The 15,984-nt window shown below is 45.1% G+C and carries 11 protein-coding genes and 4 pseudogenes; 9 read left to right on the top strand and 6 right to left on the bottom strand.

The genetic code is table 11. From position 1 onward, the window contains the following. The first annotated feature begins 1 nt into the window (after position 1). The 5 genes from L6R44_RS11675 (at position 2) to L6R44_RS11655 (ending at position 7,585) form a co-directional block, all read left to right on the top strand. Positions 2-790, top strand: coding sequence for a hypothetical protein (locus L6R44_RS11675; protein WP_237424296.1), 789 nt, complete (start codon positions 2-4; stop codon positions 788-790). Then, the gene (locus tag L6R44_RS11670; protein WP_153682270.1) at positions 777-1,025 is read left to right on the top strand and encodes an acyl carrier protein; all 249 of its coding nucleotides are present in this window, start codon (positions 777-779) and stop codon (positions 1,023-1,025) included. Before L6R44_RS11675 ends, L6R44_RS11670 begins: the two co-directional genes overlap by 14 nt. Continuing rightward, entirely contained in the window at positions 1,022-1,600 is a 579-nt protein-coding gene (locus L6R44_RS11665; protein WP_153682269.1) for a hypothetical protein, read from the top strand. Before L6R44_RS11670 ends, L6R44_RS11665 begins: the two co-directional genes overlap by 4 nt. 26 nt (positions 1,601-1,626) lie before the next feature. Beyond that, positions 1,627-2,760: a hypothetical protein gene (locus L6R44_RS11660; RefSeq protein ID WP_153682268.1), complete on the top strand. Its 1,134-nt coding sequence runs from the start codon at positions 1,627-1,629 to the stop codon at positions 2,758-2,760. Between the two features lie 82 nt (positions 2,761-2,842). Next, positions 2,843-7,585: an RHS repeat-associated core domain-containing protein gene (locus tag L6R44_RS11655; RefSeq protein ID WP_153682267.1), complete on the top strand. Its 4,743-nt coding sequence runs from the start codon at positions 2,843-2,845 to the stop codon at positions 7,583-7,585. A gap of 67 nt (positions 7,586-7,652) precedes the next feature. Here L6R44_RS11655 and L6R44_RS11650 read toward each other — a convergent pair. Next, positions 7,653-8,121, bottom strand: a pseudogene (locus L6R44_RS11650) (IS66 family transposase); the annotation flags it as partial. 19 nt (positions 8,122-8,140) lie between these two features. Then, positions 8,141-8,320, bottom strand: a pseudogene (gene tnpB / locus L6R44_RS11645) (IS66 family insertion sequence element accessory protein TnpB); the annotation flags it as partial. A 111-nt stretch (positions 8,321-8,431) separates the two neighbouring features. Between tnpB and L6R44_RS11640 the strand changes: the two are divergent. Further along, positions 8,432-8,590 carry a hypothetical protein gene (locus L6R44_RS11640; protein ID WP_153682266.1) on the top strand — a complete coding sequence of 53 codons (159 nt, stop codon included), beginning with the start codon at positions 8,432-8,434 and terminating at the stop codon, positions 8,588-8,590. Continuing rightward, positions 8,587-9,072, top strand: a complete 486-nt coding sequence (locus tag L6R44_RS11635; protein WP_153682265.1) for a DUF6884 domain-containing protein — start codon at positions 8,587-8,589, stop codon at positions 9,070-9,072. The genes L6R44_RS11640 and L6R44_RS11635 overlap by 4 nt, the downstream gene beginning before the upstream one ends. A 486-nt stretch (positions 9,073-9,558) precedes the next feature. Here the strand turns inward: L6R44_RS11635 and L6R44_RS11630 are convergent, their stop codons facing one another. The 4 genes from L6R44_RS11630 to L6R44_RS11615 form a co-directional block, all read right to left on the bottom strand. Further along, a complete protein-coding gene (locus L6R44_RS11630; RefSeq protein ID WP_153682264.1) occupies positions 9,559-10,176 on the bottom strand; it encodes a transcriptional regulator in 618 nt (205 codons plus the stop codon). A 62-nt stretch (positions 10,177-10,238) separates the two neighbouring features. Then, positions 10,239-10,919: a fimbria/pilus periplasmic chaperone gene (locus L6R44_RS11625; protein ID WP_153682263.1), complete on the bottom strand. Its 681-nt coding sequence runs from the start codon at positions 10,917-10,919 to the stop codon at positions 10,239-10,241. 9 nt (positions 10,920-10,928) lie between these two features. Further along, positions 10,929-12,572: a fimbrial protein gene (locus L6R44_RS11620; RefSeq protein WP_172980157.1), complete on the bottom strand. Its 1,644-nt coding sequence runs from the start codon at positions 12,570-12,572 to the stop codon at positions 10,929-10,931. Between the two features lie 34 nt (positions 12,573-12,606). Continuing rightward, positions 12,607-13,083, bottom strand: coding sequence for a CS1-pili formation C-terminal domain-containing protein (locus L6R44_RS11615; protein WP_237424295.1), 477 nt, complete (start codon positions 13,081-13,083; stop codon positions 12,607-12,609). Positions 13,084-13,258: 175 nt separating this feature from the next. Between L6R44_RS11615 and L6R44_RS11610 the strand changes: the two are divergent. Then, positions 13,259-13,734 (top strand): annotated as a pseudogene (locus L6R44_RS11610) (GNAT family N-acetyltransferase). A gap of 792 nt (positions 13,735-14,526) precedes the next feature. After that, positions 14,527-15,891: pseudogene (locus L6R44_RS11605) on the top strand (ISNCY family transposase); the annotation flags it as partial. Positions 15,892-15,984 lie beyond the last annotated feature (93 nt).

The raw sequence follows: 15,984 nt of genomic DNA, 5'->3' as shown, positions 1-15,984 counted from the left end.
TATGTTTCTCTTCAGGCAGAACGATATTGTTAAGTGGTCGGATTTTTCCGGGGACATAAATCCTGTGCATTACAGGAACTGTGATGCACAAAATCCGGTACAGGGGATGCTTATTTTTGTTGCTATTATGGAAAAATTATTAGCCACCCAGGCAGCCAATGAGGCGAAGGCAGCAGGGATTGAATTGCTTTTTCGTCAGCATGTGTGTACTGAAAATAAATATTATCTTTCATATGATCCAGGAAACAGAAAGCTAAAGGTAAGTGATCCTAACGGGCAGGACAATATCACGGGAAATATTATTTATAATGACAGACCTTTACGTACACGATACCTGAGAGAGGAACAGATTGCGGAAAAACTGATTGTTACCCGGGCTGAGATAGATAATTTTTATCTTGAGTTTCTTTCGCTTTTTAATGAAGAAGCAGATTATCGCACTTTTATCTGTGCGTTAACTTTCCGTAAGGTTATTCACTCTCGTAGTTTTCTTAATTTATATGATTTTAAATTTTCAGATTTGAAAAATTTCCTGAGGGAAACGAACACACTGCAAATTAATCAATCTGCATTGTGGATAAGTACCCCTTTCTTATGGCGCAACTTAATGAGTAATCCGGGAGATATTACGATTATGCTTTCGGTGTGTCAGTCTTATGATGAGAAAAGGTGTAAATATCTCAGGTTATTTTATTATGAATGTCATTTTGATGGGGTGTTAATGCTGAAATGCAGAACAACAGTGATATCTTTATATCCTGCAGAGGAGGGAAGAATTGACAGGTCATGATGTTTTTGAAGCTGTTAAAATGAGAATTTTATCCATGAAAGATATTGAAGCGGATAAAATATCGATGGGTGTTTCATTCAAAAATTTAAACTTTGATAGTCTGGATTATGTCGAAATTCAGGTTTTTATACTTGATTTGTATCGTGTCAATATCAGTGAAGAACTTTTCATTCGACATGAAATTAGCACTCTTGAACAACTGGTTAATTACGTAGTATCTGAAATTAGTCAGTGATTCAATTACAATATAATTTTAGTGAGGTTATAGTGAATATATTAAGTCAGGGGCATGCCCAAGCTCTGTATAAAAATGCCACAGGTTCTGGATGGGTTGGTCGGCTCAGTTATTTTGAAAAGGGGAAGGAATTTCTCCCTTTGCTTATCGGTGATGAACAGCTGATTATTGAATTCGTTTTACCAGAACACTTGTTAAACAGCGATAAATCACCAAAATTTTATTTCATTGATGATGGTGCTCATTTTCTGATGAGAAGGAAGTATCGTGAAATCAATCTTTATAAATTGAGCAAAAATAATTATATGGGGATGTTGCGAGGAGATGAATTGACATTCTCATCTCCGGAATTGGGGCCTTTGTTTATCACAACAATTCGCAAAGCTCTCTGTTATTACGTTTCGATAAATCCAGATACAACACAATTTATTTTTCAGGCTAAAGGGTTATACGGTGATTTTATTTCCAGAACATTGACTAACCGGGATGATGAGATGGGACAGAGATATAGGGTAAATACTATCACTGAATTTAAACCACCTTATTATGGTTTTGAAATTGATATTATTTCTTAAACAAATAATTACGATCCGGAGACGTTATGATTAGCAATCTGAATGGTATCACTAATATACGAGTAGTTACCTTTAAAATTGAAAAGTTATCCGAAAACTTCTATGCTAACGGCAGACACCAGTGCCAGATTCGTATTTCAGTGCTTAAGCAGGGGCAGGACAGCAACTGGAACATGGTGAAAGTCCCATTAAGTGACCGGGAAAAGCGCTCACTCCGGCCTGTGGCTTTTTCTTCTTCCCTGAATGTTAATGATCTCAGCATGCCAGCCGGCTGGTCCAGCACAAATACACGCAATATATATGATCTTGGTTTGATTAGAACCACATTATCACAACCTGTTACACGCTGGCTGCCAGTCGAGACAGAAGAGGATATACGAAAACCTGGAGATAGTACGTTTTTTTTCCAGGAATGCCGAACAGGCGAAAATTCAGTAGCCGAAGTTCAGATGACCAACCCAACAGACCCATTTAATGTCAATAATGTTCCAGATACGTTTGACTTTTATATCAGTAGTTCAGCGACAGGTACGCAGCAGTTGATGGCGACTATGCAATTTGATGTTATGGAGGATGGGGGGATACTGAACAATACCATGACGCTGACAACGAACATGTCAGATAATAACAACAATATATTTAACAGTTCAATTTCTCTGCAGGCGATCAGTCCTGTTATTATTAATAATATTATTCCTGAAATAACGACGTTGCAAAATAGAGAGGAAAATGTCACAAAATGGGATGTTCACCACCAAAGGATTTTTTTGTATACATGGATATTACCGCACAATTTGCGTTCAATGTCTCGAAATCGCGGTAATGAACACAGACGTATTTACAGCCTTGGTAATACCCATGAGAATAACCGATTTCTGACCCAAGGTAGGGTTTATCCTGTGGGAACAACTCGCACAAATGCTCGAGAATATACAACCCCAGGTACCGGATGTGTCTGGGATTTTAGCTATAGTGTGACTGTTACTGACAGACAAATTTGTGCTGATATCCTTCATGTCACTGGTTGTTCGTGGACGTCGCAAATGCGTCCCGGCTCTCATGATATTACAATGATTGATAATTATGGTACCGAACATGTTTTCAGAATTTCAGAGTCAGACACTGGAAGAACATTATCACTAAACCGAATTGGTAATTAATTCTTTTTTAACGGAAAACAAGCCATTGTCATTTGTGATGACAATGGCTTAGTGTAACTTTATAAAATTAAGGCTTTCAGGTATGAGCGAATTATATTCTAATGCATTTAATTTTGGTTCATCTGTTTCTACGGGGGTGGATCCAAGAACTGGACAATATTCAGCTTCGCTGGAGCTGATTTCGTTGAGCCCTTTTAATATGAAAGGGGCTACATATCCACTTACCTTATCCTTCTCAATGTTTAACAGTCTGAATAATGGATTTGGTACTGGCTGGACTCTGTCTTCTACGCGCTATGATTTACAAAATCGTCTATTTACAAGGTACAGTGGAGAAAGTTTTAAAAGTGAGGCTGTTGTTGCTGGTAGAGAAGTGATATTGCGGGATAGAAAATTAAAAAATGTCAGGCTGGTTTCTCAAAGTACTAATCTTTATTATGTTTACCATAAAGATGGTACGGTTGAGACTCTAGAAAGAAGGTATTTGAGCAGCCAGCTGGCGCTTACTACGTCAGTCACTTTTGAAAATGGTGAAATATATGACTTCACCTATGGGCCGATCATTGCGGGAAATCCCTGCCTGACGGAGATCAGGCATCGTCAGACAAATGTTGTCGTACTGCGGTTATCCTATATTGGTGTGACCTGTAGTCAGATTGAATATCCCGATGACCTTGGTATTATGCAGAGAATTGTGCTGGATTATAGTAATAACCGACTCACCGGTATCAGCATTCCCTTCTCTTCATCTGTTCGCCCTTCGGCTGGTTATGTTTTTAACTATCTTACGTTACAAAATTCATTCCTTGCAATTGAACGTTACCGGACTCCTTCTGGTTATATTGAACAGATTCAGTATAATGCCACAGGCATGAGGATCACCAATACCAGCACCATCCCGTGTGTAGTGGCATTAAATGCATTTCCAGGCAATGGGCAGCCAGCCATCCTGAAAAACTACCAATATAGTCCCACCCTAAATTTCACTGGATTCTTTTCAGGGAAAAGTCAGATTGATCGGGACCAAGATAATTTATATTTAGTCAGCGGCACTTACAACTACTCATCTACCGAGCGAGTAGTTGAAAATGGAAATGTTATTTCCAGCACCGAACGCACTTTTAACCGCTTCCATCTGTTAATTAAAGAAGAGAAAACAGAGGACGGCAAACGACTGACGCGAGATTTAAGTTACAACGAAACGGCTGGGGTAAATTATTATCAGCAGCCAGCCAATTTGCAATTAATTTCCAGGATTGTTACTGTCTATACAGATTTAATTTCCGGGGCCTCCCGCCAAGAGCAGGAAGACTATCAAACCGATCAGTGGGGCAATACATTACAGACCACCCATGCGGATGGAACCCGAGAGATTAATGATTATTATCCTGCGACGGGAGAGGGAAATAATTGTCCTGCCGATCCGCTCGGCTTCTCTCGTTTTTTAAAATCCACAGTCAGGAAAGCGGCTTATGGAACCGCAGCAGATAAAGTCACCCGCTTCAGCTGGCAGCATCTGCCTGCATTCAGTGGAGTTCCGTTGCTGAGTGGATATGTTTGTCTGGCCCAGGAAGAGATTTTCGGACTCCTGACTAAAAGATACGGTTACACGAACACCCCCACACAGCGTCAACATAGTTTGCTGGCCCGTATTGATTCTTCGATGAATAATCTGGCCACCTCATCGACCTTCGGCTACCAGTTTACAACGGCAAGCATGACCCGTACTGAAACTGTCACTGGCCATGATGGCGCGCGGAAGCAGACTTCAGAAACAACAGCCTTCCTTTCCGGCAGACAATTGCGCGCGGTCGATGAAAACGGGACGACTATTGATTACCGTTATACGCCAGAAGGGCAGCTGAGTGAGGAGATTATTTCCGCCGGAACAGCGCAGGAAGTTAAGCGTCACTATTCTTATCAGTACCCCGCGGCCGGGCAAGGCAATTACTGGCCTGTTATGACTGAAACCACACCGGATGGTGTCAGCCGACAAATTTCCTATGATGGGATGGGCAGGGTTGTTTCAATTGCTGAACAGGATGACGATGCATTCCTCTCTTCCGGCAGTTACACCGGCACCTATCGTGAAACGTTTTCCCGACAGTTTAATGTTCAGGGTCTGGTCGTGACTGAAACGGAAACCGACTGGTTATGGGATTTATCTTCCGCTTCTCCGCAACGTCTGGCGCAACCGTATCGCCAGACGAAGCATCATCTGTATGATGGATGGGGAGGATTGATCTCTACATCATATGATGATGGCCGGGTGGAGAAAGACAGTTATGATCCCGTTACCATGGTTTCCCGGCAGGGTTTACAAGGGTTGGGGAATGTCACCAGTAAAAAAAACCTGTTTGGTAAGCCTGAAACTATTCACATTCTTAAGCAGAATGAGACGGTCTATGCGCGAACAATCGTTGAGTATGACGGATTTGGACGTAAAATTTTAGAAACTGACAATAATGGCGCCGTCATTCGCTATGAGTGGGACATCTTTGATCGGTTGATTCGTAAAATTCTGCCTGATGGTACTCAGCTGGATTCTACTTACGCTCCTTTTTCTGCTGCTGAGTATATTGCCTCTGTTTCGGTAAATAACAGGCAGTATGGTGAAGCGTCGTATGATGGCCTGGGACGTACAGTGCGCGACACGGTGGGCGGCAGGTTAACGCAATATGGTTATAATCAGGGAGAGTCTTTACCGGAAAGAATCACTACTCCTTCAGGGAGTAACCAGTCCCGGAGCTATCAGTATCACTTAGGCGGTGTGCTAAGCCGTATTAAGACACCACAACTTAATCAAAATTTCTCTTATTTCTCTAAAACAGCAAATTTGCAAAATGCCTCAGAGAACAATGTCGACAACCAGTATGAATATTATCCGTCGGGAGTGGTAAAAAAAGAACAAATCACTGAGAACCGACAGGTGGTTTCATCCTGTGATTATCGCTACTCCATGTCCGGTGCTTTGCAATATTATCGTGATGCATTGGGAAATGAGCATTTCTATGATTATGATGTTTACGGGAGATTACAGCGCTCCAGGCAGGATGAACAGTCAGCGACTTATCACTATGATGGGTTTGGCCGACTAATCCGAACTGAAGTACAGGGTGGGCACTCCAAACTAACGACAACTATCGATTATGATGAGTTCAGCCGTGAAATACGTCGGGTATACAGCACCCATACCTCAGCCGAAATTCTAACACAATCATATACGCCAGAAGGTCGGCTCAGTCAGCGTCTGTTAGTCAGGGACAGCCTTGTTCTGAATAATGAACGATTTGAATATGACAGTCATGGCCGTCTGCAAAATTATCATTGTGCCGGTATCGAAGCGCCAGCTGACAGCACGGGTCGAATACTTTCAGGTCAACGTTATCATTATGATCAATGGGGGAATATTGTACGGCTTGATAACACCTATGGCTCGATTACCGAACCGGTTTTTTATGAATACAGCGAGTCCGATCCAACACAATTGCGATTTGTGACCGGTAGTGATTATATTGTTGAACTACGTTACGATGATAATGGTAACCTGATCAGTGATGAAAAAAGGCAAACACTGGTTTATGACAGCAAAAACAGACTGACAGAGGTCTGGAGTCAGCGTAATGAACTGGTCTGTCGATATCAATATGATGCGCAGGATAAGCTGATTGCTCAGATACTTCCTGACGGTAAAACTAACCGCTCTCATTATGCTAAGCAACGTATTTCCAATGCCGAAATTGGTGATGAAAAACTGACATGGTTGGATGACAACACGCATCAGCGTCTTGGGCATACCTGTGTTACTGGCCAGCAGAAAAAGGATTATCAATACGGTTTGCTGACTAACGGGACTCCCTGTCTTGCTCAGTCTGGCAATGAAGTTCTCCATCTTAGCCATACGCCTTATGGTTTCCGCAGCTTACTTTCAGCGTCTCCTGGTATGGCTGGTGCACAGATTGATCCGGTTACCGGCTGGTATTTCCTGGGCAATGGTTACCGCGTATTCAATCCTGCCTTAATGCGTTTTCACAGTCCGGATAGCTGGAGCCCCTTTGGTGTAGGCGGCATTAACCCTTATATTTATTCTCTGGGTGATCCTGTGAACCGTATGGATCTGAATGGGCATCTCAGCACTGCAAGTATTATTGGTATCACACTCGCTTCTGTCAGTTTATTGTTAGCGATACTGTCATTTGGTGCAGCTATTCCGGCTGTTGCGGCAAGCTCCGCATTACTCGCTTCTATGGCTGTGAGTTCAAAGGTCGCGGCTATTTCGGTGGCGCTGGGAGCAGTCAGTGATGTTTTGACCATAGCATCATTAGCATTGTCGGAAAAAAATTCGGAGGCATCATCAATCCTTGGCTGGATTAGTACGGGATTTGGCGCTGCAGGCCTGATTTCGGGGGGGACTTCAACGATATCTTCGTTTGTATCAAAAAGACTGACAGTTCAGGGTGCATCCACCGGGGCACAAAATACAAATGTTTACCTAAATGGATTCACCAGCTTAACGGGGGAGCTTACAACTATTGACATACTTCTGACTGGGGCTGGGGTTGTAACAGGCGTTGCCGGAATTGGTAGTAGCATCGCTTCAGAATTTGTTGATGAAAGAACGGCTGATATTCTGGGGTGGTTCTATTTAGGGACTCAGACTGTTGGTCTTAAAGTAAGTTCTGTTTCTATCTGGAGGGGATGGCAATATATGAAACACAACTACGATTTATCAAGGCCGCAAATTACTGACAACATCCGAATTGAACATTTCTCGCCATTTTCGTCAAGGGAAGTTATTAATTCTGTTTTAGAAACGCGAGTCTAGTTATATCCTGAAACAGGCTTCCTTCTTAATCGGAGGAGGCCTGAAACGGTTTTGAGACGTGACCGGGGAAGTCGCTGCTGATGAGCCCCTGTTGCTCCGATACGTCGCCCCCCCAGCGCGCTGAGTGCTCCGCCGCATGCCGGACAGGCTGTTTCTGCCGGCGACACATGCGGGTTTCGCGTGAAAGCGAGGCTGGCAGTGACTTACGGGCGGAAGACTGGCGTAAAGGCTGCGTGAGTACCGGGTCATGCAGTTCACCCAGCTCCCCCGCCATCTCCTCCTGCAGGATGCTGATGCGCTCATCCGCCTCACGGGACTGGCGGGCGGTTTTCTCACGCAGCTTTTTCGGCTTTTTAGCGGCACTGCATGCGCTGCTGCTCAGCGACAAGCGCCTTCAGCCGGTTGATTTCGCTGCCGTACGCCACCATCCTCTGTGAGAGTAGGCGGTTATACTCCGCCATTTTGAGGATGATGGTCTGCTGTTCCTGTAGCAGTGCCCTGAGGCGGGCGTTTTCACCAGGGTATGGGGTTTCCAAAACCTCACTTTACAGCAGGTTATATGAGTATTACAGGTCGTTCCGTCTGCTGCGGATGTTTCCAGTTAATTCCTTCCAGCAGTATGGATAGCTACGTCGGCGCCAGGTGGACTTTACCGTCGTGGGTCACAGGCTACGCGAAGTGCCCCCGTTCCAGTCGTTCGGTGAACAGGCACAGACCATCACGGTCAGCCCACAGCTGATCTTACCCACCAATAGTGGACACGCGACTAAGTGAGTAAAATCTCTGACAGAGGTGACTCACATGATAAAATCGGCATCAACTACTAAGAAACCGCGTAAGGACAAAATGACTGGGCAAGGTAACGTCCATGTCATCGTCACCTGCACGCGCCGCAAAACCGTGCCTGCAGGTGATACGCTCTTTGCGGATGAGCGCGATGCCAGCAGGGCTTACGGGATCTGGCTGGAAAGACTGGCGCAGGCACGTCGCGGGTCGCCCCCATGACCGCCGGCGAGCTGTATACTGGCCAACATTGGAGCAGGGCAGCAGCAACTGCGGCGCGTAACGGTGCTGAGATGTGGGGGATTTCAGCTGGCCTGGGGCTGCTGCATATCTCTGATTCCGTGGTCCCGTATGAGGCGATATTCTCTTCGATGTCGTTCTGTCATCGTACTCACTGGGAACGGCTGACAACGCGTCCACCTTCGGAACGACGGTGCACCTCTCTGAAGATGCTAATGCAGGCAAGGCCTGACGATCGGTTTGTGGTGGCGGCCTCCCCGCGTTATCTGCGTGCCGTTGAGTCAGACCTGCTCGCAGACATGAAAGCTCTCTACAATCCGGACCAACTGGCAGTGGTCACGTCAAAAGGCTATCAGGGAAGCCTGAAAGGCAATATCAAGTATACGAGTGCAGATATGATGAAGGCCCTCAATGCCAATATGACAGGCCTCAATATCAGTTATGTCCTGCGGCTCATTGTCTGAGTGGATCTGCACACCAGAAAAGCAGTTCAGGGAAGTATCTTCGAAAGCCGCTTTCGCGGCTATTCCTGCAACTGACCCATGTCTACGGGGGGGGCAGTCCATTTCCATAATGTGTAATGTTTCTTGTTATCAATACGCTGTGGAGAAATATGTCGAGAGAAGATTATATGAATGTCTGACGGATCTACTTTGAACAAAGTTCTTTGGATATATTTCCCTGCAACAATTTTACTTTAAGTCATTTATATTTCTACTGAGACGAGGCCGCGCGCGAGAATAATGACCGTTACATTATTTTTGAATCTTTTTGCAGGAAAACTCCGACAAGGTAACTCGATATCCTTTATATCTTCTGTTTCCTTACCTCTTGATAACATCGTTTAATATTGTTCTAACGTCATTCTACGCCCTGAAAAACTGGTCCAGAATACAGGGGGGACCAGTCTTATTTATAACTGCTGTTATACGATGCATTCGCTTCCTATTTTATTCTTTTATTTCACAATCCAGCATTTTACATGTAATACTCAGTACTCCCTGGTTACGTTTATAAATAAACTTTAAGAACGCCGGTAATCTCAATCCTGTTTTCTTAAGGATTCTATGGCGATGTGTGTAAAGTGTTTTGGTGTCCTTTCCCGTCAGGTGTGAGATTATACGCATACTTAAGTCTGAAATAAAATAAGGTAGCAGACTCTGCTCTGTATGCGTCAGTTTGATTTTTTTGACACGCTCCGCGTCATTAAATCCGAAAAATAATCTCAGAAGAGCCAGATGCAGCGAGGTCGGCTCCAGTTTCTGGGGTAAAACCCAGTCTTTACGGTTCTTCTCAGGAAATAACCAGCCTGTCTCGTACAGTAGCAGCCAGACTGTTCGTGCGTCCGGTCTTTTCACATTAAGTGCACTGAGGGCCGACCATTCACCCCTAAAAAAAATACGACTGTCTACAACAATAAGTACACGCTCAGCCTCCGTTACAATATCAGGCAGGTGGCTGTCACTGAAACGTGAATGCACACAGAGGATTTCCGGCATCAGGGCAGAAAGTCCTTGATATAACCAGATGTTTTCCGTAAGAATGATCATTAAAGATTTACTGTTCAAGTATCGTTCCAGCAAAAGTTCAATTTATTTAACATAGCCAGAGAAAGACAGTTGCTTTATGACTAAATCCCAAAGCAAGCGGTGCCCAAAGGAATATATCTACCTTCTGCCACAATGAACTTCCTGTTCATGCCTTTTAATGTCGCTGATGAATAACGTTCACCGGGCAGCATATGGAACTGATGAGAGCTTTCATCATCTCCTGCGCATCCCTTATGGATGATGACTCTAAAGAAGGTGTTACCGCTGTTTTTCAATATTCCCTGGCTTTCATCGTAGGCATATTTCAGCACAGTAGTCCTTGGCCGTACAATCAAAACTGCGCTCATTGAAATAGTCGATACCACTTCAGTCGCTCTGGCATTTTTTTTGAAAGGGACAATGGTAACCGGGACCTCCCTGAAAATTATCCTGAAGTAGCGCTCTTGTCTGTCTTTCGGACCACGGTAGAAAACCTTGAAATAATCCTTACCGCCAGGAGGGATAGTGATGTTAAGCGGGGACCAAATGACATCCTTTCCGTTCTCATGAACGCGATTCTCCCCCCCCTTACCGGGTTTATTAATTTTGAAGGCCTGCACGGAATAAATATTAGCCACAGACGTATTATTTACTACCGGAATGGAAAGAAATGCGTCCTTAGCTTCAACTGAAAATACCGTTGAATTCAGATAAATGGCAGCCGCAGGCCATGCTGTGAGCAGTAATGAACAGGCTAAATAAAAGAATGTTAAAAATCGCATCAGCTTATCCTAACGGTTAACGCCAATCCAGGTCGCCTCAACCTTGATTTCGCCACTTGCACTGACTGTACCCATCCAGGTGTCACCCTCAAGTGTATAGTCAGAACGTGAATTATTCATCGGGAAAAGGAGCTTAAGGTTAGTGGTAAAAAAGTAGCCTTTATCCGTAGACGCATCCCAGGTCGTCTGTGTCCAGAGCGCGCCAGTTAAATCTACAGGCTCGTCTGCACAGCTATTGCGCTCATTTACGGTCGCGCCAGTCTGCGAGGTATAAGAAAGATATGCCGGAATCGGAACTTTAAATGTGTTATCCGGAGAACTAAAAAGGCAGTACGGCACAGATTCTATTGTTACTGAGTTTCCGGTGACCTGAGCGGTAATACTGTCTGCCTGCCGTTCCGCAGACGTTGTCACTGTATATTCAAGCTCAATGGGCTGCTGACTGCCTATTTCACCTGAGCCTTTTGGATGGGCCTGACCATCGCTTGAGACAATACTAATACCGTATTCTTTTGGTAATATACTTAATGAATTAGAGGCCGTGAACTGATAAAACCCCGATTTTGGCACTACGGAATTGTAAAAATTAAAAGTAAAGATTGAGTCATTATTAGTAATGGAAATCCCTCTATCCACGAGATTTTTCAAAAAAGTATTCGTCAGAAAAACATAAACATAACCATCACCAGCCTCTTTGAATATGTTACTGTAAGAGGTACGTGAGCTATAGTTGTACCATGTTGCACCATCTCCGCTATATCTAATCGTGCTGGCAGCAGGGCTGAAGCCTAATGTGCCAGTATCTATAACCATACTGAAAACCAGGCTTGAAGTGATATTTGCTGAACGCTGGTAGTTGTAAGAGACCATGCGGCATGTAATACCGTTGACATTATTAACGATGGCGACATTGCAGTGCTCAGAGTTCAATGAGGTACTTGGCGTACCGTCGCTTGCGACCCATACCTCTGCAAGAGCGTTAGTGCTATAAAGTTTTAGATGACCAACCTTAGTCAAGGTCATATTAACTGCACGCCACGTTGCATTTGTGGTTAAGTCTTTACATCTCACACCTGAAGCGTAGTCATAATTTGTTGTGGTTACACAAACGTTCAGTACATATGCGTCGTTTGCACCGACAGGACGTGAAGCAAAGTACTGATATGCTGAATCAGTCAGAGAGCCATAAGCATAACTCCCGTTATTTTCATTACTACCTCCAAGCGTATGATAAATACCATTAGCGTCAGAAACATCTGCCGATAAATATCCTGATGCAGGGCAGTTAGCACCATCAGTGATACAGCGAAGCCCTCGAAATGGTGTATCTATCGGAGAGTTATCAATCCAGATATCGAAATATCTGTTGGGACGACTCCACGCATGCCCCATAAATCCCAGGCTGGTCTGATTAGTATTAAGTTTTGTCCATGTATTTGCTCCGGTAAAACGCGGACTGAAGCTGTTAGGTGTAATAAGGTAGTCACCATCCACTTCATTTTCTATTAAAACATACGTATTGTTGCCATCGTTAACTGTCGATGGCGTGACAGCAAATGTTACCGATGAGTAAAAGAGTACAATCAACAAGGCCAGAGTTGGCAGGCCATAGTCTGACCCTGTCCGGCCTGAATGTTTGAAATTATTTTTCATTAAATTGCCCCTTATATCCCGGTCATTTTTATGCTTATGATTTCTCGCAGTATATATCACCAAGCCAAACAGCCCCGCGGGCTTGACGCAGATCCAGACTGGCTTCACACACTTCATTGTTTTTATTAAGAATGGCGATGACAGGATAGCGTTTGTCTATGTCCATAGAGAACTCGCCATATTCATCCGTTTGGGTTCGTCCGATATGATTTTTGATTTCTATCCCTGCCAGGGTATCACCGCCAGCAGGCTTTATTCGACCAAATACCGTAACAAGCTGCTTCACTTCAGGCTCGATAATACCAATATTTCCTGGGTAGAGGACATGATGGCTTTGACGTCCGCTGACCACAGACACGCTTTCTTCAGATTTTTTATCGTTCATAAGTTCGACTTTATACTCTGCATAAGGCGGCAAGTTAATATAGTTTCTTTTCCCGCTAAGCGGATAGTTGCGTCCATTAATGTTAGCCAGCATGGCACCGTCATCTGACAGATCGGTTTTAATCATGATCCCTGAATGTTGTGATCCTTTATATATCGCGGGAAAATCGCGAACAATTTTCTGTATCTTGCTAAGGCCCGGCTGGAATGTGAAGAGCAATAATAAAACCATTATCGGGCTCAGCGGCGCGATAGGGTGACAAAGAAGGTCTGTGATATTAAGGGGGCTGCACCTACTCTCAGTGGGACGTGTAACAGCACCAGAACCGTTAAGCACCCATCAACTAGGTGAGTTCATTAGCGGGGAGGTTGTGCTCGATGGCTGGCTTAAACAGAAAGGGATAAAAAATCAGACTCTCGGAGGCGCCCGTATGTTGTATGTAAAATTGGCACGAAACAGGTTGCTGGCTTTTACTCTCTGGCCATTGGCAGCGTTACCCACGTGAAAGCTCCGGAAAGTCTCAGGCGCAAAATGCCAGATCCCATACCCGCAATGATACTTGCACGCCTAGCGGTCGATGTCTCATTCCGTGGAAAAGGCCTTGGCGCAGATTTGCTTCATGATGTGGTATTGCGCTGCTATCGGGTAGCCGTGAATATAGGTGTACGCGCTATAATGGTTCATGCACTTACTGAACAAGCTAAAGAGTTTTATTTACACCACGGAACTAAGGCCTCACATACGCAGGAACGGACACTTTTTCTGAAGCTTCTGTAATCAACCGGGTTTCACTGGCAGTTGTGCGGACAACTCAACGAGTCTGAAGCGTTAAACAATCCTGTTCTGAACAGTTTCTCATTCTCCGGAATTTAAAATCCAGCTAACGGTCTATATTTCACTTAAGGTAAACTGCAGAAGGTTAGTGATGTCTTGCCGTGGTATACCTGTTTGTTGAAGACTATGGTCTTATGGCAGAGTATCCTGATTTATTCAAAATAACTTTAATGAGCCAAAGCATGAAGAATCTATATATAATAGCAACTAAAGTCATCCGTTTGAGATGCCTTGTTCTGAACAGGATACTCAGCAGCAGCATGACTGACGGGAACAGAGCGTTGCAATCAACAGTGCTCGAGTTTACGCGTCACTCAAGTGAAACTATTGAACACATAGCGAACGCCATACTGGAACGGAACATCAGAACACACACGCTGATTCAGAATTTGAACTCCTCAAAGTACATATTAGAGATCTTCAGCTCCGAATTTATGGAGGGCGATGGAAAAATGTCACTCCTGAAGGATATCGACGATTTATTGGATGAACTGACTCAGCAAACTTAAGCAGTTTAGTCCAAAGGGCCGACTAAAACGGTCAATGTTAACGAAACGGCAGATAAACGATATTGTAATCCATTGAATAATATGCTTTTTATTATTATATTTAACATAATCTTTGTTATACGTACTAATAGTGTAGTAGCTAAATTGAGATGTCCGTTTCTGACCAAATGACATGTCCGCGCTACAGTCTCAACACAGCGATCACTGCTTTCAAAGGATGAAACTCATGACGGCATACGGAACGGAGTTTTTCTCAATGAACGATGTAAACCGACTCAAGATCCTTCAGGACGTTATCGACCGCCGTCTTACCACACGTCTTGCAGCAACCCGGCTTGAGATATCTGACAGACACTGCCGACGGTTGCTGGAGCGCTATCGTGAACATGGGCCGCTTTCACTTGTTAACCGTCGTCGTGGCCAGCCCGGCAACCGGCAACTCATGCCGGGCCTCGCTGAACGAGCACTGCGTATTATCCGCGAACGATACGCTGATTTTGGACCGACTTTAGCCTGTGAGAAGCTCGCCGAGGTTCATGGGCTGCATCTGGACAAAGAGACGGTACGCAAGCTGATGACACAGGCTGGTTTATGGATCCCCCGCAAGTTACGGCCGCCGCGTGTACATCAGCCACGACCGCGTCGGGCCTGCACCGGAGAACTCATCCAGATTGATGGCTGTGAGCATCGCTGGTTCGAGGATCGTGGTCCGGCCTGCACACTGCTCGTTTACGTTGATGATGCGACGAGCCGGCTGATGCAGCTTCTGTTCGTCAGTTCTGAGTCCACTTTCACCTATTTTGAAGCCACCCAGGGTTATCTGGAGCGTTACGGTAAGCCTCTGGCGTTCAACAGTGACAAGGCCAGTGTCTTCAGGATCAATAACAAGCAGGCCACCGGCGGAGATGGCCAGACTCAGTTTGGTCGTGCCATGAACGAGCTGAACATCACCGGCATCTGTGCCAACACCAGTTCAGCCAAAGGCCGTGTAGAACGGGCTCACCTCACGTTACAGGACCGCCTGGTCAAGGAGCTGCGGCTCCGTGGTATCAGCACACAAGAGGCCGCAAACGCCTTTGCCGAAGAGTTCATGGCTGACTACAACCGCCGGTTTGCAAAGTCACCTCGTCACGATTTCGATGTTCACCGTCCGCTTGAGAATAATGAAAACCTGGAGGCAACATTCACCTGGCGTGAACTACGTAAGGTCTCAAAAAACCTGACATTACAGTACGATAAGAAGCTATATCTGCTTGAAGATAATGAAGAAAACCGGCGTTTTCAGGGGAAATACATTGATGTCTGGCAGTATCCGGACGGCACTATTGAGCTCCGGGCTAACGGTACTTCCCTGCCCTTCATCACGTACGAGCCGCTGGCAGATCTGGACCAGGGAGCTATCGTCGATAACAAGCGCCTGGGACGAGTTCTGGAGATGATAAAGCTGGTTCAGGATAAACGGGACAACACCCGCTCGCAGGCCCTGCCATCACTTGACGGCCAGACCTCACGTAGAAAGAAGCAACCTGGCAAGAAATCACAACGAAGTCTGAATCAGAACGACATGCTGGAAGCCCTGCAGCAACTCCGCCAGGTCGCTTGCTGCGGCGTGGCCACGGTGGCACTGTCGGCGTCGAAGCCGACCGCATTGCCAGTGACGCTGAGCATCAGCTCCCCGGGCTCG

This window comes from Enterobacter cloacae complex sp. ECC445 (genome assembly GCF_021892025.1).
In the GTDB taxonomy this organism is placed as follows: domain Bacteria; phylum Pseudomonadota; class Gammaproteobacteria; order Enterobacterales; family Enterobacteriaceae; genus Enterobacter; species Enterobacter chengduensis.
The sequence above is the reverse complement of the archived record's forward strand: the minus strand, read 5'-3'. Positions and strand labels throughout refer to the sequence as shown.